The organism is Bradyrhizobium guangdongense (assembly GCF_004114975.1).
GTDB lineage: Bacteria > Pseudomonadota > Alphaproteobacteria > Rhizobiales > Xanthobacteraceae > Bradyrhizobium > Bradyrhizobium guangdongense.
This window is the reverse complement of sequence record NZ_CP030052.1, coordinates 689,871-710,213: the sequence shown is the minus strand read 5'-3', so window position 1 is coordinate 710,213 and position 20,343 is coordinate 689,871. Positions and strand designations below refer to the sequence as shown.

20 protein-coding genes and 2 pseudogenes are annotated in these 20,343 nt (G+C 59.0%); 8 read left to right on the top strand and 14 right to left on the bottom strand.

What is annotated here, in order from left to right:
• Positions 1–130: 130 nt before the first annotated feature.
• From X265_RS38980 to X265_RS38975, 3 genes are read left to right on the top strand one after another with little or no spacing between them, the layout of a single operon-like run.
• The gene (locus X265_RS38980; protein ID WP_210214793.1) at positions 131–562 is read left to right on the top strand and encodes a Cap15 family CBASS effector; all 432 of its coding nucleotides are present in this window, start codon (positions 131–133) and stop codon (positions 560–562) included.
• The gene (locus X265_RS42180) at positions 466–774 is read left to right on the top strand and encodes a Cap15 family cyclic dinucleotide receptor domain-containing protein (RefSeq protein ID WP_210214794.1); all 309 of its coding nucleotides are present in this window, start codon (positions 466–468) and stop codon (positions 772–774) included. Before X265_RS38980 ends, X265_RS42180 begins: the two co-directional genes overlap by 97 nt.
• Positions 755–1,873, top strand: coding sequence for a nucleotidyltransferase-like protein (locus tag X265_RS38975; protein ID WP_128929567.1), 1,119 nt, complete (start codon positions 755–757; stop codon positions 1,871–1,873). The genes X265_RS42180 and X265_RS38975 overlap by 20 nt, the downstream gene beginning before the upstream one ends.
• A 12-nt stretch (positions 1,874–1,885) precedes the next feature.
• On the opposite strand, the gene X265_RS38970 is transcribed toward X265_RS38975, so the two are convergent.
• Entirely contained in the window at positions 1,886–2,338 is a 453-nt protein-coding gene (locus tag X265_RS38970) for a hypothetical protein (RefSeq protein WP_128929566.1), read from the bottom strand.
• Here X265_RS38970 and X265_RS38965 point away from each other — a divergent pair.
• Together X265_RS38965 and X265_RS38960 are read left to right on the top strand one after the other, a co-directional pair.
• Positions 2,337–2,930, top strand: coding sequence for a Cap15 family cyclic dinucleotide receptor domain-containing protein (locus tag X265_RS38965; protein WP_128929565.1), 594 nt, complete (start codon positions 2,337–2,339; stop codon positions 2,928–2,930). The genes X265_RS38970 and X265_RS38965 overlap by 2 nt on opposite strands.
• A gap of 266 nt (positions 2,931–3,196) precedes the next feature.
• Entirely contained in the window at positions 3,197–3,466 is a 270-nt protein-coding gene (locus X265_RS38960; protein WP_128929564.1) for a WGR domain-containing protein, read from the top strand.
• Between the two features lie 297 nt (positions 3,467–3,763).
• Here X265_RS38960 and X265_RS38955 read toward each other — a convergent pair whose 3' ends face one another.
• The 5 genes from X265_RS38955 to X265_RS38935 all read right to left on the bottom strand — a co-directional run bounded on the left by X265_RS38955 (position 3,764) and on the right by X265_RS38935 (position 7,859).
• Positions 3,764–4,324 carry a ubiquitination-like system serine protease family protein gene (locus X265_RS38955; protein ID WP_128929563.1) on the bottom strand — a complete coding sequence of 187 codons (561 nt, stop codon included), beginning with the start codon at positions 4,322–4,324 and terminating at the stop codon, positions 3,764–3,766.
• A 9-nt stretch (positions 4,325–4,333) separates the two neighbouring features.
• Positions 4,334–5,938 carry a phosphotransferase gene (locus X265_RS38950; RefSeq protein WP_128929562.1) on the bottom strand — a complete coding sequence of 535 codons (1,605 nt, stop codon included), beginning with the start codon at positions 5,936–5,938 and terminating at the stop codon, positions 4,334–4,336.
• On the bottom strand, positions 5,892–7,091 hold the full coding sequence (locus tag X265_RS38945) for a HesA/MoeB/ThiF family protein (protein ID WP_232995573.1): 1,200 nt from the start codon (positions 7,089–7,091) through the stop codon (positions 5,892–5,894). Before X265_RS38945 ends, X265_RS38950 begins: the two co-directional genes overlap by 47 nt.
• A 146-nt stretch (positions 7,092–7,237) precedes the next feature.
• A complete protein-coding gene (locus tag X265_RS38940) occupies positions 7,238–7,621 on the bottom strand; it encodes an E2/UBC family protein (RefSeq protein WP_082847948.1) in 384 nt (127 codons plus the stop codon).
• Positions 7,608–7,859, bottom strand: coding sequence for a multiubiquitin domain-containing protein (locus X265_RS38935; RefSeq protein WP_042336969.1), 252 nt, complete (start codon positions 7,857–7,859; stop codon positions 7,608–7,610). Before X265_RS38935 ends, X265_RS38940 begins: the two co-directional genes overlap by 14 nt.
• A gap of 455 nt (positions 7,860–8,314) precedes the next feature.
• Between X265_RS38935 and X265_RS38930 the strand changes: the two genes are divergently transcribed.
• Positions 8,315–8,731, top strand: coding sequence for a hypothetical protein (locus X265_RS38930; RefSeq protein WP_128929560.1), 417 nt, complete (start codon positions 8,315–8,317; stop codon positions 8,729–8,731).
• A gap of 374 nt (positions 8,732–9,105) precedes the next feature.
• Here X265_RS38930 and X265_RS38925 read toward each other — a convergent pair whose 3' ends face one another.
• Positions 9,106–9,606, bottom strand: coding sequence for a type 1 periplasmic-binding domain-containing protein (locus X265_RS38925; protein ID WP_128929559.1), 501 nt, complete (start codon positions 9,604–9,606; stop codon positions 9,106–9,108).
• A pseudogene (locus X265_RS42490) lies at positions 9,584–9,846 on the bottom strand (IS110 family transposase); the annotation flags it as partial. The gene X265_RS38925 and the pseudogene X265_RS42490, both read right to left, overlap by 23 nt.
• 178 nt (positions 9,847–10,024) lie before the next feature.
• Here X265_RS42490 and X265_RS38915 point away from each other — a divergent pair.
• Positions 10,025–10,297, top strand: a pseudogene (locus tag X265_RS38915) (IS21 family transposase); the annotation flags it as partial.
• A 546-nt stretch (positions 10,298–10,843) separates the two neighbouring features.
• Here X265_RS38915 and X265_RS38905 read toward each other — a convergent pair.
• Positions 10,844–13,117 carry a hypothetical protein gene (locus X265_RS38905; RefSeq protein ID WP_128929558.1) on the bottom strand — a complete coding sequence of 758 codons (2,274 nt, stop codon included), beginning with the start codon at positions 13,115–13,117 and terminating at the stop codon, positions 10,844–10,846.
• Between the two features lie 625 nt (positions 13,118–13,742).
• Entirely contained in the window at positions 13,743–14,201 is a 459-nt protein-coding gene (locus X265_RS38900) for a helix-turn-helix domain-containing protein (RefSeq protein ID WP_128929557.1), read from the bottom strand.
• 655 nt (positions 14,202–14,856) lie between these two features.
• On the opposite strand from X265_RS38900, the gene X265_RS38895 reads away from it, so the two are divergent.
• On the top strand, positions 14,857–15,723 hold the full coding sequence (locus tag X265_RS38895) for an IclR family transcriptional regulator (protein WP_128929556.1): 867 nt from the start codon (positions 14,857–14,859) through the stop codon (positions 15,721–15,723).
• A gap of 24 nt (positions 15,724–15,747) precedes the next feature.
• Here the strand turns inward: X265_RS38895 and X265_RS38890 are convergent, their stop codons facing one another.
• From X265_RS38890 to X265_RS38875, 4 genes are all read right to left on the bottom strand, one after another.
• A complete protein-coding gene (locus X265_RS38890) occupies positions 15,748–16,455 on the bottom strand; it encodes an RraA family protein (RefSeq protein ID WP_128929555.1) in 708 nt (235 codons plus the stop codon).
• 115 nt (positions 16,456–16,570) lie between these two features.
• The gene (locus X265_RS38885; protein WP_128955172.1) at positions 16,571–17,437 is read right to left on the bottom strand and encodes an amidohydrolase family protein; all 867 of its coding nucleotides are present in this window, start codon (positions 17,435–17,437) and stop codon (positions 16,571–16,573) included.
• Between the two features lie 37 nt (positions 17,438–17,474).
• The gene (locus X265_RS38880) at positions 17,475–19,343 is read right to left on the bottom strand and encodes a TRAP transporter large permease subunit (protein WP_128929553.1); all 1,869 of its coding nucleotides are present in this window, start codon (positions 19,341–19,343) and stop codon (positions 17,475–17,477) included.
• The gene (locus tag X265_RS38875) at positions 19,340–20,326 is read right to left on the bottom strand and encodes a TRAP transporter substrate-binding protein (RefSeq protein ID WP_164934238.1); all 987 of its coding nucleotides are present in this window, start codon (positions 20,324–20,326) and stop codon (positions 19,340–19,342) included. The genes X265_RS38880 and X265_RS38875 overlap by 4 nt, the downstream gene beginning before the upstream one ends.
• Between the last annotated feature and the right edge of the window lie 17 nt (positions 20,327–20,343).

Genomic DNA, 20,343 nt, shown 5'->3' with positions numbered 1-20,343 from the left:
AGATTGCCTGAAGGCCGCGAGCAGGTTGAGATGCGAGCTACTCGTGGGGCCGGAAAGCTAGTGCGGGATCATCGAGGTTAAAGTTTCGGTCAATGTGTCGCAATCGAGATTTGCCAAATGGAACGTTGAAGTGAAACAACACGACTATTCGTTGCACGGTGGACTGAACCGAGCCAAGGTCGGACGCTACCTAACGTTGATCGCCGCGTCGGTATCGGCTGCGATCGTTTTCACGCTGCTTTCCGTGGTCGACGTGGCGAACCGCTTCGGGCTCAATGTCAACCTGCCACCATCGGTCCTTTCCCTCGTCGGTGCGGGCATGGTCTTTGCGGCGCTCTATTGGACGCTCGATCGGTACGCGTGGCGATGGCCCTTTCTGAATGCGGCGCTGAAGGTCCCGGATCTCGCTGGGAGCTGGTCCTGCGAAGGACGAAGCCTCAAGCCCGACGGGAGCCTCGGCTACGCATGGAGGGCGACCCTCACGATCTTTCAGACCTGGGACAAGATCCGAGTGAGGCTGAAGACGGATCAATCGGGCTCCGACAGCATTGGGCAGCCCTGATCTGCGACGACGCAGAGGGATATAGGCTTCTGTACAACTATCGGAACGACCCGGCTATCGGAGAGGTGGACTTAAGAAGCCATCTCGGTTCCTGCATGCTTATTTTCTCGAAAGATCTGGAATCAGCAGAGGGCGAGTATTTCAACGGTCACGGCCGCTTCACATTTGGCACGATTAGTTTGAAGAGGGACCATGGTAAGGGACATCAATAGTCGACTGAACAAACTGCGCCTGCGTCGCAGGGGCGTCGACCGTCTTGGAAAACTCAACGAGGCTTCCCGCAAGGAAGTGTTGTCGAAGAGCTTGGCTGCGGAAAGCTGGCAGAATAGGGCTCCGTCGCATGCTTACACGCGATATGCGCTTGGCGCGATGCAGGAGGTGGGACCTGAGTACACCAGAATCAGTGTCGAAACGGCCGAGCGCGTGGGCAACCAAATCCAGAAATCCATCGATTCGGTCGAATTTCGGCTTCAGGGGTCGGTGCCCCTCAACGTCCATATCCGGGGAGTCAGCGACGTCGATCTGCTCGTGCTGGAGACCGGTTTCCTCATATTCCACTCGTCGGGGCCCGCGGCAGGCACCTATGTTCCCACGGCGCGCAACTCGCTTGGAGTGCTAGGCGAACTACGTTCCTCGATCGAGAAGATCCTGCCATTGAACTTTCCAGCCGCCGACGTCGATACGTCCGGTGGGAAGGCGGTCGCCGTTTCTGGAGGGTCTCTGGCGCGACCGGTGGATGTTGTTCCGTCCCACTGGTACGATACCGTCGTCTACCAGCAGTCTAGACAGATTCACGACCGAGGAGTTGTTATTCTCGATCGCAAAGTGCCGAAGACAATCGAGAACTTCCCATTCAAACACATAAAGCTGATCGAAGATCGTTGCAGTTCGTGTCTCGGCGGCCTGAGGAAGGCCATACGGCTCTGCAAGAACGTCAAGGCTGATGCGGTCGAGGAGGGTACCAAGATCAATTTCCCCAGCTTCGACATAGCCGCTACCATGTATCACGCGGATCAGACGGCCTTGAAAATCGGATATCTCTACGAGTTACGGGTCCTCGCGGAGGTGCAGCGACATTTGGATTACCTGTATCACAACCCTGAAGAAGCAAAGAAGTTGCGCGTCCCGGACAGCTCCCGGTTCATTTTCGACACACAGGAGAAGTACGAAGGCATGAAGGCGCTCTCACATGAAATCGATGATCTCGTGAAGAACGTCGCCAAGGAGCAGAAGCCGCAACTGACGTTCGATCTGGGCATACCCTGGGGGGTGGCGCGAGGCGCCATCGAGTCGATCGAGATACCGAGTTAAGTCGTCGGGCCGCTAAAGCCTATTGACGCTGCCGCGTTCGAATCTCCACGTCGTGCCCTTGGAGACCAGGTAGAGAGCCAGGATCCCGGGAACGAGGGACATCGCCACGCAACTGTTGAACGCCGATCCTTTGTTGACAGGTGGGGGTATCTCTGAGGGGGGAGGGAAGAGGCGGTAGGACCACCCCGTGATGGTACAGCGCGAATGATGATCTACGGCAGCCATGATCGCTCCATCGTGAATCGCCTCGTTAAAAGCGATTGCTGCTCGCACGGTCTCCGCAAAATTCTGGTCGAGGAATTGGCCCACCTCGGGGGAAGGATCGCGCGGCATTGGCTCGGCGAAACGTGGTAGGTTATTCTGATGGTAGAGACAGCAAATCAGCGGATCGAAAGCTGCTGGACGTCCAGCCAGAATCCTGAAGATTTCGTCTATTCCAGTCATCGCGGCTTCGGTCTTCGACATGATCAACTTTCTTCAGACCCGGCTTCTATTTACGATAGTCGTCTGTCTGGCGATAGCGATATTCGCAGGGTTGAAGTTTGCCGATGTATTCACCGGCAACACCTACGAAGACGTCTGGATATTCTCCAGGTATGTCTTTGGCATACCTGCTGCTCTTGCTGTCGTCATCTACGGGGCATGGCGTGCTATCCCGATACTTCAGCGTATGACATTCCCCTATTTGGGTGGCCGGTGGACCGGTGTGCTGCGCTATGGTCCACCCGACAGGCAGGAGCTCAGGGATGCCACGCTGACGATCCGACATCACTTGAGCGGGATGTCTCTTGTCCTCGAAACCAGGGAATCGACCTCGACTACGCTGGCGGTTGTAGCCACACGCGATCCTACCGGCACGCAATACCATGTGTACTACGTCTTCGAGAATCGACGGAAGGCTGAGTACACTAAGCCTGGGCTTCCTACGATTTATCGAGGCGTGGCTATAATGAGTGTTGGGATGTCGGGGACGAAGACTTTAAGCGGTGAATATTTTACGGACCAGCCGACAAATGGCATCGCCGAGTTCAAACTGGAGAGGCACGCCTGGTTTTAGGCGACGATGCCGCGCCCGATCTTGCGATCGGCGGGTGTGGGCGCATCCATGACCGGGCTGTACCGCTAAAGGCCTCGCAATCGATTGGGCGCAGTTGTCGACGCAACGGCATAAGCTCTATCGGGCGGCGCTTGACGGGGTCATCGGCGGAAAGCGGATACGCTTGGCCTCGGCGTTTGTTGCCACAATGAAATTTCTGAATCTTAGGCCCTGATCGGTTCATTTATTTAATTGGACGGTCGATTCGGTAATTGCGATTCTGGCGCATGTCCGAACTCACCGTGCAATATCTCGTGCTCGAGCGTCGCGATCCGGCCCGTAACATGGCGCGGTTCTATGTGCTCACGATCGAGCCGACGCTGTTTGGCGATACGGCATTGGTGCGTGAATGGGGGCGCCTCGGTGGGCGCGGTCGACGGCGGCTCGATTTGTTCGATGGTCACGCGCAGGCCGTCGAGGCCCTTGAGTGTTGGCTCAGGCGAAAAACCAGTCGTGGTTACGTCCAGCGGCACTCGTCAAGCTGTGACCCGGCGTGAGATGCTGGGCTGGACGAAAAGCCGAAATAAGTATATCAAAGTAATCTAAGGTCGTTTCAGTCCTATTCGCAAGAATTGCAAAAGTATTCCATAATCTTCATTATGCGAATCCAAGTAATCCTAGCCGATCACAACCTCTTTTAGTATCGAGCATTTGCAGAACGAGCTATTTGCCAGCGCAGCAATTCAACCCAACTTGCCCTGCCCCAACGCGCTCTCGTGCTGATCAATCAAGTGACGAGTACGCGAGCTGACTATTTTATCTTCGATATTCGCAGCCGTTTGAAGCAAACGTTCTCAAGCCGTGAAGTCGACCTTGTCCGTCCTTCCCAAGGCCGAACGTAAACGGAAGTGGCTTCTCAGCTTGCCAGTTCCCTCCTCGGCCACCCGCTTGCGAGCGAGGGTCCGACAGGCCTCCAGAACGTCCCAAGGGATCTCTCCGAGGTCATCGGCGACCTCGACAAATGACCGCCAAGCGGCGGACGACAATCGTTTCGACACTGGCTCGAGCAAATCGTCCAATGCAATACCAGCGTCTGTTTCCGCATCATTGTCTGATCCGAACAGATAAATACGTCCGCGCCAGATGATGTAGTGACTTTGACAGCCGGTATCGCGCCAAACAGAAGGAAACACACTCATTTTTCCTCCTTCCGCATTGTAGATACGCCAGGCGGGCCCACTTCTTGGATCGAGGTTGACTGGAAATCGTTCGCCGCAACCGCAAGGACAGGACAACACAAGCCAACGTGGACCACCGCGGTTGACCAGGACAGCATCGCCGGGTTTCGACAGGTGCTGGTCCGCCTCGCCTCGTGAAGAAACCTTCGCCCGAAAGTTGAGAATGACGATGCCCATGAATTCGCCTCACTGCGGTGCGAAGTTGTTGTTGAGAATGCGCTCTGCTAACACGTACGCAGCGGCGCGACGCTCATCCTCAGGACCTTTCAGGTTTGGATCTTTGGCCGCCTTGTTCAGAAGGGCCAGTGCAAGAGCCGCTCCGTATTGATCTGCTGACGCGACACGCGCGGCATAGTGCCGGATCTGTCGCACGGCTTCGTGAAACCAGCGATGCGGATCGCGCGGATCACCGTGCCCGAGCAGCATGTCGAGCGGCTTACCACCATACGGTTGCTCAATCGACCTCCACCACTCATCGAAGGACCAGAGCTCATGATTATCGAAGGCATCGACCAATAGGCTGGCCTCCAAGGTCGCTATGTCCCACACCAGCGGTCCATCCTGATTGGCATAGAAGTCGATGACGAGCGCCTCGTGCCCCCTCACCTGAACATTGTCGACGTGGAGATCGCCATGAATCTTTGCGAATAACACCGGAGAACTTGCGCAGTATTCGAACAATGTAAACAGTCGATCGCGGTCGCATCTCGAGCCGATCGATCGCGCCCTTTGCATCCGGCGCCGGTCAAATTGCTTTGGAAAGCGCGGACCCAGGGTCTGCGAAAGTGGCGTATCTCGGCGTTCGATATTTCGATACCACGCTTGCAGCGTTCGATCGAACAGGCACGATATTGCCGGCCCGGCCCGGCCGCTCCGTGCGGCAAGCCTTAGACTCTCGCAGGATTCGATGAGATCGCCGACCAGCACACCGCGTGTCGATCCGAGACAGCATAAATCGTAGTTCAATCGCGGCCCGAGATTGAAAGGCACGTATTTCTCGACATTCAATTGGTAATTCTGAAATTCTTGAAAGATCTTGCTGCGATCACCGAGTTTGACAAAACGCGGCATAGTATGAAAGGCGCCGAAGACCGGGTAGGCACGGTATACGGCAGCCCCGGACCGGCCTTCGGTCATTGGACTGAAATGCACGGCCGTGTAACCTCTGAATGCGCGCTTCAGAAGGACTTGGCCAACACCAGCGTCGTTCTCTCCAAACTCGCATTCGGGAGCGAAGCTGAAACTGACAGACTCTTGTACGGCCTCGCCGGGGAGATGCCGAACCAAGAAGTTGGCCGCTTCCGACCAATTGGCAATGGGCGACAAGATGGTGACGTGCGGCAGCGGGGGGAGAGGCATCGGATCGCCCAATGATCTCTGCCACGTGAACTGATTGCGCAGGACGTCGCTCGGAAGGTTGCTGGCAAACACACGCGCCTCTTCCAGACATCTATACACTTGCGGAAGACCAGCAACGCCGAACGGCACGACAAAGACGCGGCATTCGTAATCAAGCAGGTGCTTAAGGCAGCTTCGAACGATTCGCTGGAATCTTGATGGGTAATCTTGTTGCTGGACGATTACGACGGCGGCAAGGCTCGCCAACAGAGCAGGCTCCATCGGCTGAAAAGCGGTAATCTGCTGTTGTCTGATCGTGAGGCCGCGGTCTTGAAACGGCGCCTTAGCCTCAGCCGGGGGATCGGCGCCGATCCAGCCAACCTCCGACCGACCAAAAGCTGTAACGTCAACGATTGACATTTTGAGCGAGACGGCCTTGGAGAGCCAATCCATCGCCCCTTGCCAAAACGCCTGCCCGCGAGCAGACGATGCAGTCCTGGACGGGCTCACCCTTGACCGACCGGAGGCGACTTCTCAGACCATCATACAGAAGATGCCGCGCCGGCGATGGCACGCCGACAACAGCGGACAAGAACATGGTGATGGCGAGCGAGGTAATAGTGCTGTTGATCGAGATCACCGCGGGCGCAGGTTCACGAGCGCCGACGAGATAAGGATCCTGCTTGCGCTCGGCCTCCGACATCATGTCGCGGCGGACCTCGTTACCGTCCAAGAGGCCACCGCAGGTGAGGCAAGCCAATCCAGGCGACAGCATCTGGGCGCGGCCGGTAATGTGAGTGATCTTGCCCCCCTTAACGGCGATAACCGTCCCGATATCGATGCAAGGAATGAGATATTGATAAGCTAATTGCTGAAGGACGGCTCGACTACCGTGTGAATCGGTGCAGCAAAACAGCACATCAACGTCTCGCAATTTCTTTGCGGTTTCGACGAAGACGACGTTCTCTTGAAAAGAGGTGACTACGGCACGAGGTTGAACTGCGCGAATATATCGCTCGGCCACCGCGACTTTGGCCTGCCCCGTATCGGCAGATGCGGACCCTGCCAAGCGGTTCAAATTAGTCAGCTCGACGTCATCTGGATCAACTAGAACGAACTCCTTGACGCCGAGGTGAGCCAATTGCTGCACAGCCAGCGATCCCGTGCCACCAAGTCCCACGATCCCCACCCTGAGGCTTTGGAGGATGCTCTGCCCGGCACGACCGAAGGCCCGAACCTGCCGATCGTAAAGATCGGAAGGGTCGTGTGATCGACTGGGATCAAACAGGACTCGTCGATCATCCCCTACCGCAATCAGACGAAGATGTCGGTCGCTTCCAAGGTAGCGACATGCATACCCTCCGTCGCTCACAACAAGGGCCAGATGCTGCAAGTCAGGGGTTCGATGCCGAAAGAAGTGTGCGAGAACCTCCTCGCCCGCATCGTCAATGCGCGAAAACTCGGGCGCGGCCCTCCCGGGATGGCTATGCACAAACACCAGGCTACTTTTGGTCCGCGCAGCAATCTTTGCCCACCTGGCGATGAACGCAGGCCGCAGCTCTGCTTCGAGTTGGCTGCGCCGAGTGTAGTCGTCTTCAGCGGGCACTACGACCTCTCGCACCAACACCCTTGCACGACCGTCGGCCCGAGACGTTCTGCCGCACATCAAGACCAAGCATAACTCGGTTCGACCGCCCAGCACGGAGCGCCGGACGAAGTCGAGATCGGCAAAGGTGATGAGAAGATCGTCCACTATCGTGCGGGGTTTAGACGTTGCGCGATGACGTTGACATAGGTCAGCATGTTGTCGCGATTTGGATTCCAAGATTGCAAGTGCCACGAAAACCAAGTGCCTCGCGGCTCACCCCCTGGGACCGGATTGGCATCGTTCGAGGCGGTTGGAGCGCCGCCGTCCACCAAGCGAACAGGCCCCGGTTCCAACCAGAAGCAATCCGGTTGTGCCGAAGGATATCCCGGTGGCAGCAGAAAAATGACGGTCCCTTTAGCGATGCTCCAACCTTCTGGAAGATCGAATTCCGGAATCTCAACCAATACAGCTCCGTTGGACATCGGGGTTCGACGCGCCAAGGGAAAATGCTGTTGGAGCGCCGCAAACTGCTTATCAATGATTTCCATGTCCAAATGTCGCCGGCGGCACTGCAAAAAAATGCTTGATCCGATCGTTCAGGGGCACTGTATCTGGGTCAGCGATCGGACGATCCGGCGTGTCTCCCTGCTCTTCCAAAAAAAGCTGATAATTCGCTTCGATCTTGGCGATCCGCTTAATGTCGGCCCCGGAGAGATAAGAATGCTCGGTCTCGTATTTCACCCCATCAACGAAAAAGTGGAATTCCTTTTCTTTTTTGTCGTTCATGATCTCCTACCTGCTCCGGTGCGGCCTCCCGACGAAGACCGATGCGCATGCTATCAGCTAGAACAAATAAAGAACAGTGTCAAGGTCTTCTCCCCTTGGATCTTGCAGCTAGGTGCCTGTCAGTTGCGCCGAGTTCGTGCGGCTCAACGTGACTGGCGGCTACCAGCGAGTGGCGAAACGCCGCCGCTTCGCGCGGGCCTAGCTGCGTCCTGGATCGCGGAAGCAATCTAAGCGGCTGCTTGCGGCGCCGCGCGCGGGTGAATTCTTCAAGCTTGCACGTCAACTATCCTCAATCCCGACGCGGGCATGACCGTTCCGAGCTGGAGTGCTACGCCATCACCACGCCCGCACCTCCAAGACAAACCAACGAATGAATGGCGTGAGTCGACAGGAGGTCTCGAGTGCCTCTAAGATGTAGGGAAGTAAGTTCGCGGAAGCCGCGTACGGGTGGGGCAGTGAACTTCCAGGTGACGGTTCTCAAGGTGCTGGTCAGCTATCCGGACGGGTTCGCCGTCCTGGAGGACATCAAGCGCGATATGGCGATTCTGGCCACCAGCGGACGGGACTGGGCCGAACGCACGAAGCGATTGGCGGCCCGCGTGCCTGACCTGGATATCTTCTCCCAACGTCTCATCGAGCGAAGGAACGGCGGCTGGCGCATCACTGATAAGGGACGCGAGGTTCTCGCGGTCATGGAGGCGCGGCCCGCACCAGCTCAGCCAATGGAGCTGCCTGATGCCCGCGCGGTCGAGGAGCCGGCGCCAGCCACGACACTGTCGCCGATGCCGTCGATCACGCCGGTTCGACGCCTGCGCAAACAAACCCGACGCCAAGCGTTGCGGCAGTTGCAACGTGCGAGAGCTCGCTCGTGAGCAAAGGACGGGCCTTGGCTCCAGCATCGAAGATGATTGATTCGTATAACCTTCATTATGTAATATCCGAAGTTGAGTTTGCATCAAATTGTGTAGTCTGAAGTTGGTCCCTAAGTACCTGCTGTCGTCGGTTGCGTAGTCGCGTGATCCCCGCTAGAAAAGTCATCTTCAGCAAGGGTGCTCACAATGGACGACTATTCGGACGACATAAGACGACCGTTGTGGCCGCGTATCGAAGTGTATGCTGGCGCAGGTCGCAAGCGTCGGCCGGATGTTGGTGCTGGACGCTGTAGCGGAACCGTTGGAACGTTCAAAGAAGTGTGGGCCTCAGAGGCAGGCCTCGCGCAAGAACCGGCTTTGCGCAAGCCCGCCATTTAACCGATGGCAGCATCATTAGCCGTGAACACGGCGTCTACGCCGGGAAGCTGCGCATGCGCCAGCGTCGTGCAGGCCGTGTTGCGGTCCAGGATCAGCCGACGTGGGTCAGTAAGGCCGCTCGCAACGGCGTTGTCGCGAAATCCGAGCCGGCGGCGGGTCGTGCGCGGGTCGGTGCCGTCGATGAACGCTAAGTTCTTGCGTCCTTGCGCGACGAAGTGCCGGGCGACGGTATCGCCCGCCTGGTAGTTATCGAAACCGACGACTGCATCGATTGGAGACGATGGCAGCTCCCGTGTTTCACCTACGGGACTGCGTGCATGCCGCAGCAGGCGAGCGCCCTCCTCCGTTGCGGGTGATCCGACCATGATGATCGCCTCCGGCCGCCGCGACAGCAGTGCAGTCAGCAGGCGATCCTGCGAGGGGAGAGTCGTAGCGCGACTGCGCGAGAATGACTGAGAATCCGAGCGGTTCGAGCACTGACAAAGGCGCCTGCGCATGCCGAGCGTCGATACAGACCACTGGAAGATCAGCCCTACGAAGCTCGTGCCACAGCCAACTCGCCATCGTCCCGGTCTCAAAACAAATGCGCTCGGCGTGTGGAGCTCGCTTGCGGAGCAGTGCCGTGAGCGCCCGGGGTCGGACTTGGCCTTTCCCTCTAACAAGACCTGACCGACCTCGTCGAGCACACACACTGACGTTTCATTCTGCGAGACATCCAGCCCAACATATTGCTTCATAGCCCCTCCGATTCGTAAGATGGTGGAGGGCTTGAAGATAGTGGACCTTTCGTGCCGCGGGCGCGACCGCAATTACGTCATCGTCTGCAATATTGCCCCCCTAAGCCGGGATCGCGCCCAACATTGACCCAGTTGGGCTGTTGCGCTGCCTGCTTTGGAATGAAGCAGGTGGTCGGCGATGCTGGTCATGGAGACGATTGCGCGAATACGGCGTGAGCACTTCATCAGAGGCAAGACGATCAAGGAGATCGCCTGTGACCCGAAGGTGTCGCGGAACACGGTCCGAAAGGTACTGAGGTCTGGGGAGACCTCCTTCGAGTTTGACCGCCAAGTGCAGCCGCGGCCAAAGCTGGGAGGATGGCCAGTAGAGCTTGACGGACTGCTCGCGGCGAACGATGCTAAACCGGCTCGTGAACAGCTGACGTTGATCCGGATCTTCGAAGACCTGCGCCGGCCGTGGTAACGCGGTTATAGTTCTGGAATTCAAGTAGAGGCATTCAACCGCTGCTCGCCTAAGCGACTGGCGCAATAGCCACCGTTAGCCTTCTTAGGAGAGCCAGTTCGGCCTCACCAGCGGCCGTGCGCCTAAGTACCAGCTTGGCAAGCTCTGTTCGATTGACGGGAGTTCGCATACTTGCAGGCAGCGCCGCCACCGCTTCATCATAGATCTTTCCCAACACCGAAAGAATTTCCGCATCGAAGACCTCACCTCGTACCTGCAACACTTGTACCAAATCTCCTGTCGAAACATCGCGCTGGCGACTCGCTGCAACAAAGCCTGCCTGACCTACTTACGCGGGCTGATCGTCCGCGTCGGCGAAAGGGTGCGCCCGACGCTCAGTTTGTCTCCTTCCAATCGCTGCGGCCAGACCGGACAGTCGCGCGCAAGCTGTCGCCGGCCAGCTTGTAGGCCCACGACCCCGATTACGGCCCACTGGCTTCGGATTTCCTGGTCTGACCAATGATGTCGCCACTCGGTACTCTACCGTTAAAGCCCCTAGATCCCAAGTCGAGCGGCCTGCGTTGACAGTTGCTCCGCCTCGGCAAGCCGATAGGGTGGGATGTCACTACGCACTGTGGCCAACAAGGACTTACAGAACGCAGGCGTGAGCTTGCCGCGGTGAATCACGACGTTTTCGCAGCCCGTCGCCGCCCGGGCGTTCTGCCACTGCTGATTATAGCCGCGTTGTTCGTTGGACTTGACGTGGCAAGCGGCGAAGTCGGCGTCATCCAGCGTCGCCAACTGGCCCGTATGTACCGGTCGCTTCGTATGGATGTGAACCCACATGGGGCTCGGCATTGCACCATTGCGCAGCGCCTTGGGTTGCAGCTTAACCTGAAACAGCACCCCTGGCTCGCCCTTTAACGCGCGCGGTAGATCGGCAGGCGCCAACTCCCCGGCCGCGCGCAACTGTTCAAGGTACTTCTGCGACGGAAAGCCGTAGGTCTTCATGCATTCAATCCTAGTCAATGCCCTTCGCTCGTCCAAAGTCTTGGCGAGCCCCTGCGCCTCGGCCCGCATCATCTTGAGTCGGACTAGCTTGCCATGCACCTCGGGCACTTGCGTTGGCGTGAGTAGGATACGTCGACCAGGCTCCGCGAGCGAACCCTCACAAGCCTGCATTTCGGCGGCCTGGGTCTGCAGGCGCTCGATCACGGCATCCACAACGTGGTCGGCGTCCTCGGGCTTCATTTGGCGGGCTTGCGAGACGGCCCGTTGCTGACCAGCCAGATCAAACTGCAAAAGTGCGTCCAACCGCTCGAGTAGGCGCGCCAGCGTCTCCATTGATGGCGGGGCCTGCCAGATCGCCAAGTGTGCCGTCGCCGAGGATGTCGCCCTCGCATGCGCCTCTTCCGCGCTCACGAGCTTCTTCGTACCCAGATCCGAGAGCACCACAACTTTGGCTGCTGGCGCCGTGGCTTTGTCGGTTGTAGCGATCTGCAGCTGCGTCCCGTCGCGTGCCGAACTCCCGGCGAGAGTGCTCGGTGTACGTTTGGCTTTACCCTTCCTGCGCGCAGAAGTGCCTTCGGCCGCTACAGCCTCTCGCGTAGCGTTGGCCGGCTTCGCAGCCCCTGCTTCGACCGCCGGTGAATTGATGGCCGACGTTTTGGGCTGTAGATCCAGCAGCCGCATAACGTCGTGTGCAGTGACCCACGCGCTTTCCACGATCTGATGCAACAGTTTCAATGGCAGGTCGTCACCGGTCCCCTGACCCCTTAGCTTTGAAACGAGGTTGTGCACTCCCAACGCAAATTCAGAAAGCCGCTCCATAACTCCTTCCAGGACCGCGCAGTGCGCCGCGTCGAGTGCGCGTCCTTGGCTCTGTAGAACTGCGTCCTTTGTCGATATGAATGCCGGAAAAACGTCATCGATGAAAGTGCCGAGCAGGCGAGCCCGTCCGTTCTCGGCCATGAGGATTTCCCTCGTGGCTGGGTCGAACGTGCTTTCGAGAGGCTCAATCATGATTTGTGCGAGAGCGACCTGCGATTGCAGATGCATGCACTTGGTGTGCAGTGCCCAACCGCTGTGCAGCCGCAGTGCGGCCTCGTCGGCCTGCCGCTTTTGGGCCGTTACATTGGGTAAATTAGCAGTAGCGGCGCAGACGCATTGCATCCGTTCCGAACGCAACGCCTTCTTTCCCCACCACTCCATGCAGTCCGCATAGCGGTTTGCTACGCCGGAAACCGCTCGGTTCAGTAGGTCAGAGGGAGTGTTGGATAGCATCCGTTGGAGCACGACGGTTGCACTTTTCCTGCTCTGCTCCAAGGCGTAGATGGTCGGGGTGGCCAGAGCGTTACATTGCTCCGCCGCATGGAGCACCTCGTCCCGGAGACCGCGAGCCTGATCGTCAGACAGAATCCTGCGCGCCTCGTGCTGGGGCAGGCTGGCGTAGTACTCCAGAACTTTTGAGCCGACCTGGATGAGCTTGTCGATCAGCTCTTGTGCCTCTGACGAGCTCCGCGCTTGCATGGCCGCCTTACTGCGAGCGCCAACTTCCGAGAGCAGGCTTTCCATTTGTCGCTTTGTTGCCTTGATCTCGTCACCCGTCGATGAAATGGGGACTGCCATATCCGAAGTTCGCGGCTGGCTGCCGACCAACGCCGCTCTATCCTGAGGCCAAGAGCGCATTCGCTCCACGATGGAATAGAAGGATTGGCCGCCCTCCCCAGCGGCGAGACTCGATTCTGAACGCAAACTGCTCGAGTCCCAAGTGCTGTCGGCTCCGGGAGCCCCAACGAGCGATTTGCCAGGCCGGCCAATACCCGTCATATTCTAACTCCGATCCAGGCGAGAACGTGAAGCCTAATTAGATAGACGGCTTGGCTGACGATCAGCTGACGAACGGCATTCTCCCGGACTCACCACGAAAATCAGAATCACCGTGCTTCCAATTCCATAGAAGATGCCTTGGTTTGAGGTTTCCGGTCTGCAGACACGCGTCCTGCTTTGCAACCAGGCCGTGGAGACGGAGCGCAACACTCCCCGCCCTAAAGCAGAGGCTGGTGGGCCCTCAGCAGGCGAGGTATCGGACGCGCACGCTGCAGAGCCGATGGTGCGATCACAGTCGGGCTGAATACGCAGAGCATTCGATTGACCTTCGCGGGCAGTTGGAAGCGATGATCTATCGGTGGTCCAGTCGCGGGAATACTGCCTTTGATAGCGCTAGTTCGGCGCAGAGACCGAGAGTGGCGCGAGTGCAGGAGACAGCCAGCGGGTCGTTTTACACGCAGGCGATTGATCTCAGTCAGCTTTCGTTGATTTGCACAACCTTCATTTTGGAATATCCGAAATCAGAGCTGCATCAAAATTGTGCTGCCTGAGGCCAGTCTATTTTTGAGGGCACTCGCAAGGGAGCACGCATCGACGAATGCGGTGAAACGATTCGCAAACAAGCTTACAGATGCTCCGCGTCCAGCTCGGCGAGATTCGCAAGCGCGTTGCCTCGCTTCTCATCACGCGTGCGCTTATAGGCGAATAGATCCTCTGCCCTAATCCTGCGATGACGCCCCACTGTCACGTGCTGAATTTCGTTCTTCTCTAGCAGAGAAACCAGAAACGGACGTGAGACATTTAGGATGTCGGCAGCTTGCTGTGTGGTCAACATCTCATGCACAGGCACAAGGGTCACCGCATCGCCGCGGCCGATGTGCCGAAGCAATTCCATTAAGAGGCTCGACAGGGCCGGCGACAAGGTTATCTCAGCAGCCTTTTGAGCATCGTCGAGCACGCGTAGCTTGGCATCCCCAGTCGCATGCGACGCGAGTATTTGACGAAGCTGGTTGGCTGCCGCCTTCTCGCTCGCGGAAGGCAGGCGAGTACCTCCCAGCTCTTCGGCGTAGGCTGGCATCGTAATCGTTGTTCTCCTCGGTACGGCATTGTATGTAGGCTATATTCGAAATAAACGCAACAAGTGAAATAAACGAAAATACTGAAGTTCCGGTTGGCTGGGGTCCCCTCCCCGGGGTCAAGTAGCTCAATGCAAGGTGAGACTTTCGGGGCCGCCCCGGATAAGCATGGAATGCTGCGGAACTGGCCCAGGACCGGGCAACCGCCCGGTGAAGTCCAGAAGTAATTCTGGGCAGAGCCTACGCATAGGGGGAAGGCTGTTTTATCAAGACTGATCTTTTTCCGTTCAGCCCCCCGGCCCTGCTCTCACATCCTAACAGGACCGACGGCTTCATCCGCAATGTGGCTCGGCTCTGACCCTCGATACGCATCCGAGGGTCGTGCAGTCGGAGCTTGCGCTCGTGCGCTTCTCGTTCCACGCCGATTAAACGGACCTAGCGAGGCATGGCTGGGGAGATCTTCATATTCTTTCAGCACCTGAGCCCAATCCGCCCCATTGGCGATGACATGGGTAGACAACGGCCAGCCGCGTCGCGGTCGGCTGCGTGGAGTATAACCTATAGCTGTTAGAACGGTCTATCTGGACCCTCAACTGATGCTCGCTTGGGCTGCTTGCGCTCTGGCTAATCGAATGACAGGAATAATGAAAGTAAGATCAACCGATGAAACGCCACGACGAACAAATGTCCAACAACGCGAGGACAACCGAACGGGCCTTCAGCGGCCCTCGTTCGGCGCTTCGGGTGATGGATATCCTGCAGGCGTTAGCGGCCGAACCGGAAGGTCTTACGCTGGCAAAGCTCAGTGACCGCCTAAAACTGCCGAAAACGAGCGTCTTCAGCCTCATGCGCGCGCTCGAAGGCGGGGGATATGCTCGCAGCGACAACGGCCACTACATTCTCGGCGATCAAGCGATCAAGCTTGGCGCGAGCCTGGCTCAGGCTCGATCGTTCCCGAAATGTGCGCGTCCCGTCCTGGAGCGGCTCGCACGAGAGACCGAGGAGACGATCCTGCTCGGTGTCCTCTCCGAGGAGGGCCACGAGATATCTTACGTCGATGTCATCGAATCGGAAAAGCCGCTGCGCTTTGCGGTCCGCATCGGCAACCGGCGGCCGCTGTATTGTACGGCCGCAGGAAAGGCGATGCTGGCATTCCTACCAGAGAATGTTCAGACGGCGTATCTGACCCAGACCAAGTTTGTAAAGTTCACGGACGACACATCCTCGAAAGAGGAACTCGTCGCCATGTTCCCCGAAATCCGTCACCGCGGCGTCGTTGTCGACGCTAATGGTATAATTGATGGCGCCACCGGCATCGCGAGCCCCTGTTTTGACGAGGCCGGCCTCGTCAGCTGCTCGGTGACGATCGCCGGCCCTACCGCGCGCCTGCTGCTTGCGCGCGAGCACATCGAGCGGCTGACCTTCAAGGCCGCCGAACAGATCTCGCAGATCCTCGGCTATCGCGGCCCATATCCGCCGGCAGAAGATTCTGCCGAGCGGGCCGACACCGGCAAGCGGCGCAAGAAATGACCTCGCGCCAGGGACGCCGTCCGGTCAGCCGTCAATCCAGAGAGTATCCCTGATTTCAGCGCCGGCGGCCTGCACGTTCTTGTCCATCTGCAGCAGCTCGAACAACGACGAGCCGGTCTTCAGACGGTCGCGCAGCTCGATCTCCTTCCGATTGCGCTCCCGTGCGCCCTTCACCGCACGCTCGAGCGAGCGCAGCGGAATCGCGAGCGCCCCGTCATCATCGGCGACGATCACGTCACCGGGATCCACACGTACGCCGTCGCAAACGATCGGCACGTTCACCGCGCCGGGGCCGCGCTTTTCGGGATGACTGGAGGAGATCGACGTCGACCAGGTCAGCGAGCCGAGCTCACGCAGCGCAGCGACATCCCGGGCCGGACCATCGACAATGATGCCCGCAATCCCCTTCTGCTTGGCGAAGGTCGCGGCCACGTCGCCCCACAACGAGCCGTGCGCGCCACCGCCGTTGACGAGGACGAGCACCTGGCCTCGCTGCGCGACGTTGAGGGCGGCATGGATCATGAGGTTGTCGCCAGGGAAATTATACGACGTGACGGCTTGGCCCGCGATCCGCTGGCCTGGCGCGATCGGCCGCATGCGCGAGCTCATGAGCTGCATGCGCCCCTCGACCGGGCCGAGTGCCTCGTGCAAATCGGAGACCGGATATTTTGCGACCTCGGCCAGGAGGTCTGCCGGGCATTGCGGAATGCGCTTGTAGATGACGGACTGCATGTTTCCTCTTTCTGTAAGCGTTCTTCACGTACGAAGGGTTTTCAAGTTGCCCGGAGCCGCATCCTCGGGTGCTCACACGAGCCGCATCTGCCAACGGTCATGATCGAGCATTGCATCAGCCAAATCCGTACAGAGCCGCCGGATTTCGAACCATGATCTTGGTCAGGACGGTTTCGTCGCACCACGAATAAAGCGCCGAAAGGAGATCTGTCGCGTCAGGGGTCGGTCCATGCGTTGCGGCATGCGGCCAGTCGGTCGCCCACAGCAGACGATCCGGTGCCTCAGCCAATAAGGCTTCGACGAGCGGCTCGAGCTCGTCATAAGCCGGTGCAGCGGTATTCATGTGATACGGCGCCGAAATCTTCGTCCAGCAATTGCCCGATCGGAGCAGCCGAAGGAGAGCCTGAAAAGCAGGTTGTTCCGTTCCCTTTTGGGCGTCGGGATCGGCCAGGTGATCGATCACGAAGGGGCACGGCAATTTTTGCAGCCGGTCCTCAAGCGCGACGATGGAGCGACCGTCGAGCATCAGCGCGACATGCCAGCCCCATCGCCGAATCCGGGATGCAATTCGCTCCAGCTGTGCGAGCGGCAAGCTGCCTGGCCGGGTCGCAATGAACCTCACGCCTCTCGCGCCCTTGTGGTGTAGCTCGTCGAGTTCTTCGTCCGAGACATCGGGATCGACGACGACAACTGCACGTGTTTCCACGCCTGCGATTTCGCGCATCGCATCGAGCTGCCGGCTGTTATCCGATCCATAGACGCTGGCCTGGACGATGACGGCACGATCGATGCCAAGCCGCTCGGCCAACGCCATATAGGCTGCGGGTGTTGCAGCAGGCGGCGCGTAGGTCAGCTCGGTCCGATAGGGATATCGGGCCTCCGGGCCGAAGACATGGAAATGGGTATCGGTCCGTCCCGGCATGGTCTTGAAACTTGCTTGAGAACTCCGGGTCACCGTTCTTCTTTCTTCTTGGCACGACATCGTCGAGACCTTCGACCGCGGCAGACGGTCCGGAGCCTCACTTCCCGATCAGATTTGGCAGCGCGTGCGTAAACCAGGGGACATAGGCGATGAGCAGCACGCCGAGACAGAGCACAACGAGGTACGGCACCATCGATCGCGACGCCTGGTCGATGTCCGCGCGTACGACAGCGCAAGCGATATAGAAGCCGATGCCGACAGGCGGCATGAAGACGCCTACGCCGATCGACAGGATGATTACCATCGCATAATGAATGGAATCGATGCCGAGTTGATTGGCGATCGGCATCAGGACGGGTGCGAGGATGATGATCGCCGGCAACCCCTCCAGCAAGGCCCCGACGATGATGATCAGGGCGATCGAACCCAGGAGAAACAGCAACTTGCTGTTGCCGAGCAGCGCGACGACCTGGCTCAGATGCGCGTTCAGCCCGGCGGCGGTCAACACCCAGCCGAATGCGCCCGCGGCCGCGACGATGAACAGAACCATCCCTGTCAGCCGTCCGGCTTCAATCAGGATTCTGGCGCATGCCCTGAGCGTGAGCGCGCGATAGAACACGGATGCGAGGACAAGCCCATACAGCACGGCGATCGAGGACACTTCGGTCGGTGTGGCGAAGCCGAACTTGATGCCGAGGATCATGATGACCGGCATGCCGAGCGGCAGCAACGCGTCCGTGCCGGCCCTGGCTCGCTCTCCGGCGGTCGCTTTGGGATTGGCGGACAAACCGCTGTTGCGGGCGGAAACATAGATCAGCAGCATGAGCATCACGGCAATCACTGCCGCGGGTATCAGACCGGCGACGAACAGCGTGCCGATCGAAACCGGTGTCACCGTTCCGAGGATCAGCATCGCGATGCTCGGCGGGATCGTCTCGGACATTGCGGCCGATGCCGCCAGCGCCGCGGCGGATTCCTGGGGCTTGTAGCCCGTTCTTTCAAGCTCTCGCCGCATGACGGATCCTACGGCGACCACGTCGGCCGCTTTCGATCCGGAGATACCCGACACGAGATAGGTCGTGATCACCACCACCTGGAGCAGACCGCCACGGAAATGGCCGACCAGCGACATCGCAAAGCGCACGAAGCGCACGCTGATTCCGCCCTGATCCATGATACCGCCGGCGAGGATGAAGAACGGTAACGCCAGCAGGATGAAGTTGCTGTTGGCGTCGATCATGCTCTGCGCGATCGCGACCAGTGGAATGTCGTTGGCCAGGAGGTAGATCAGCGAGCCCGCCATCAGTGCGAAGCCGATCGGCATGCCGATGCCGATCATGGCGAACAGCACGATCAAGAGCGCCACCAGCGAATATCGCGAGCTGAAAGTCTGTGTGAAGAGGCTGGCATCGGCGAACAGGCAGCCGGCAAGCACGGTAGCGGCGGCAAGCGCGACCAGGAGCGGTCGCCCGCGCTTTGCCAAGAGCCGCTCGGCGGCGGTCAGGGCGATCAGCAGCAGCCCGAGCCCGAGCGGCACGACCAGGGTGGCGGTCGGCCAACCCGTGATCGGCAGATGCTCGTCGAGACGGACCATGAACAGCGAGGCGCTGCCCCGGAGGATGGATATCGCCGTCACCAGCACCCCAAGGTCGACCACGCAGCCCAGGACCTGTCGCCAGTGCGGGGTCAAACGCTTTGTGATGACCTCGATCGAGGCATGTTCGGCGCGCCGATAGGCGATGGCGCCGCCCATGAAGGCAATCACGCTCAGCGACAATTTTGCGGTTTCGTCCACCGACAGGATGGAGAACGGCGTCACCTCGCGAATCAGCACGGAGAGCAGCGTGATGGCCAGCTGCAACGCCAGCGCGATCGCCACCATGATCTCGGCGATGGCACCGAGACCAAAGCGCGACAGAGCGTGGCTGTGCCCTGAAGCCGGAACATCACAGACCTGCTCGGTCATCCCTCGGCGGCTTTCAGCAGTTTGTCGATGAGCTGCTCGCCCATCGACGTGCGGAACTGAGCGAACACGGGCTCGACCTTTTGCCTGAACGGCGCGTAGTCGACGGGGTTGAACTGGATGCCGGCATCTTGGCAGGTTTTCTTGGCCGCGGCGGAGGCCTCGACGATCGACTTGCGGGTGTCGTTGCCGAACCGCAGCGCTTCCTCACGCAGGACCTTCAGGTGCGTCGGATCGAGCTTGTCGAGCTTGAACTTCGAGCCGAGCAGCGCCATCGCGTTGTAGGTGTGATTGGTTTCGGAAACGAATTTCGTCACCTCGTGCAGCTTGGTCGCGACGACGGAGAGCAGCGGGAATTCGTAGCCGTCGATCGTGTTCTGCGTCAGCGCCAGATACATCTCGGAAACGTCGAGCGACACGGGCTGGGCGTTGAATGCCTTGGCCATCGCGACGAAGACCGGGCTTTGCTGGATCCTGAACTTCATCCCGGAAAGGTCGTCGGGAGCTCGCACGACCTTTCTGGTGGTCTCCACCACCCGCCAGCCATTGGTGCTCCAGGCCAGGCCATAGACATTCTTCGGCGCGAGGCTGGCGAAGATCATCTGGCCGATCTCGCCATCGGTCACCCTTTCGCCGCTGCGCGCGTCGCGGAACAGGAACGGCAGATCGAGCACCTGCATCATTGGGAAGATGGAGGAGAGGAATCCCGCGGTGTGGTACACGAGATCGACCGTCCCGGTCGCAACGCCGGTCGCGATGCTGACACTGGAGCCAAGCTGTCCGCCGGCGAAGATATCGATCTTGACAGCGCCATTGGTGCGTTCGCCTACCCGGCCCGCAAAGGCTTCCGCCATCTTGTGGTTGGGATGGAGGTTGCTGTCGGGATGAGCGAATTTCAGGGTGACCGCCCCCTGCCCCCGCGCGATGTTCGGCGCGAAAAGACCAAGGGCCGGCGCGCCGATGCCCGCGAGCAGCGTCGTCTTCACGAACGCTCTCCGAGTGT

Coding starts and splice junctions, on each gene's coding strand:
- X265_RS38925 (WP_128929559.1), bottom strand. CDS start 9,606: ATGCGCAGGCGCCTTTGTCAGTGCTCGAACCGCTCGGATTCTCAGTCA.
- X265_RS38895 (WP_128929556.1), top strand. CDS start 14,857: ATGAAACGCCACGACGAACAAATGTCCAACAACGCGAGGACAACCGAA.
- X265_RS38890 (WP_128929555.1), bottom strand. CDS start 16,455: ATGCAGTCCGTCATCTACAAGCGCATTCCGCAATGCCCGGCAGACCTC.
- X265_RS38935 (WP_042336969.1), bottom strand. CDS start 7,859: ATGAACGACAAAAAAGAAAAGGAATTCCACTTTTTCGTTGATGGGGTG.
- X265_RS38970 (WP_128929566.1), bottom strand. CDS start 2,338: ATGTCGAAGACCGAAGCCGCGATGACTGGAATAGACGAAATCTTCAGG.
- X265_RS38885 (WP_128955172.1), bottom strand. CDS start 17,437: ATGTCGTGCCAAGAAGAAAGAAGAACGGTGACCCGGAGTTCTCAAGCA.
- X265_RS38975 (WP_128929567.1), top strand. CDS start 755: ATGGTAAGGGACATCAATAGTCGACTGAACAAACTGCGCCTGCGTCGC.
- X265_RS42180 (WP_210214794.1), top strand. CDS start 466: ATGGAGGGCGACCCTCACGATCTTTCAGACCTGGGACAAGATCCGAGT.
- X265_RS38880 (WP_128929553.1), bottom strand. CDS start 19,343: ATGACCGAGCAGGTCTGTGATGTTCCGGCTTCAGGGCACAGCCACGCT.
- X265_RS38950 (WP_128929562.1), bottom strand. CDS start 5,938: ATGGATTGGCTCTCCAAGGCCGTCTCGCTCAAAATGTCAATCGTTGAC.
- X265_RS38940 (WP_082847948.1), bottom strand. CDS start 7,621: ATGGAAATCATTGATAAGCAGTTTGCGGCGCTCCAACAGCATTTTCCC.
- X265_RS38965 (WP_128929565.1), top strand. CDS start 2,337: ATGATCAACTTTCTTCAGACCCGGCTTCTATTTACGATAGTCGTCTGT.
- X265_RS38955 (WP_128929563.1), bottom strand. CDS start 4,324: ATGGGCATCGTCATTCTCAACTTTCGGGCGAAGGTTTCTTCACGAGGC.
- X265_RS38960 (WP_128929564.1), top strand. CDS start 3,197: ATGTCCGAACTCACCGTGCAATATCTCGTGCTCGAGCGTCGCGATCCG.
- X265_RS38905 (WP_128929558.1), bottom strand. CDS start 13,117: ATGACGGGTATTGGCCGGCCTGGCAAATCGCTCGTTGGGGCTCCCGGA.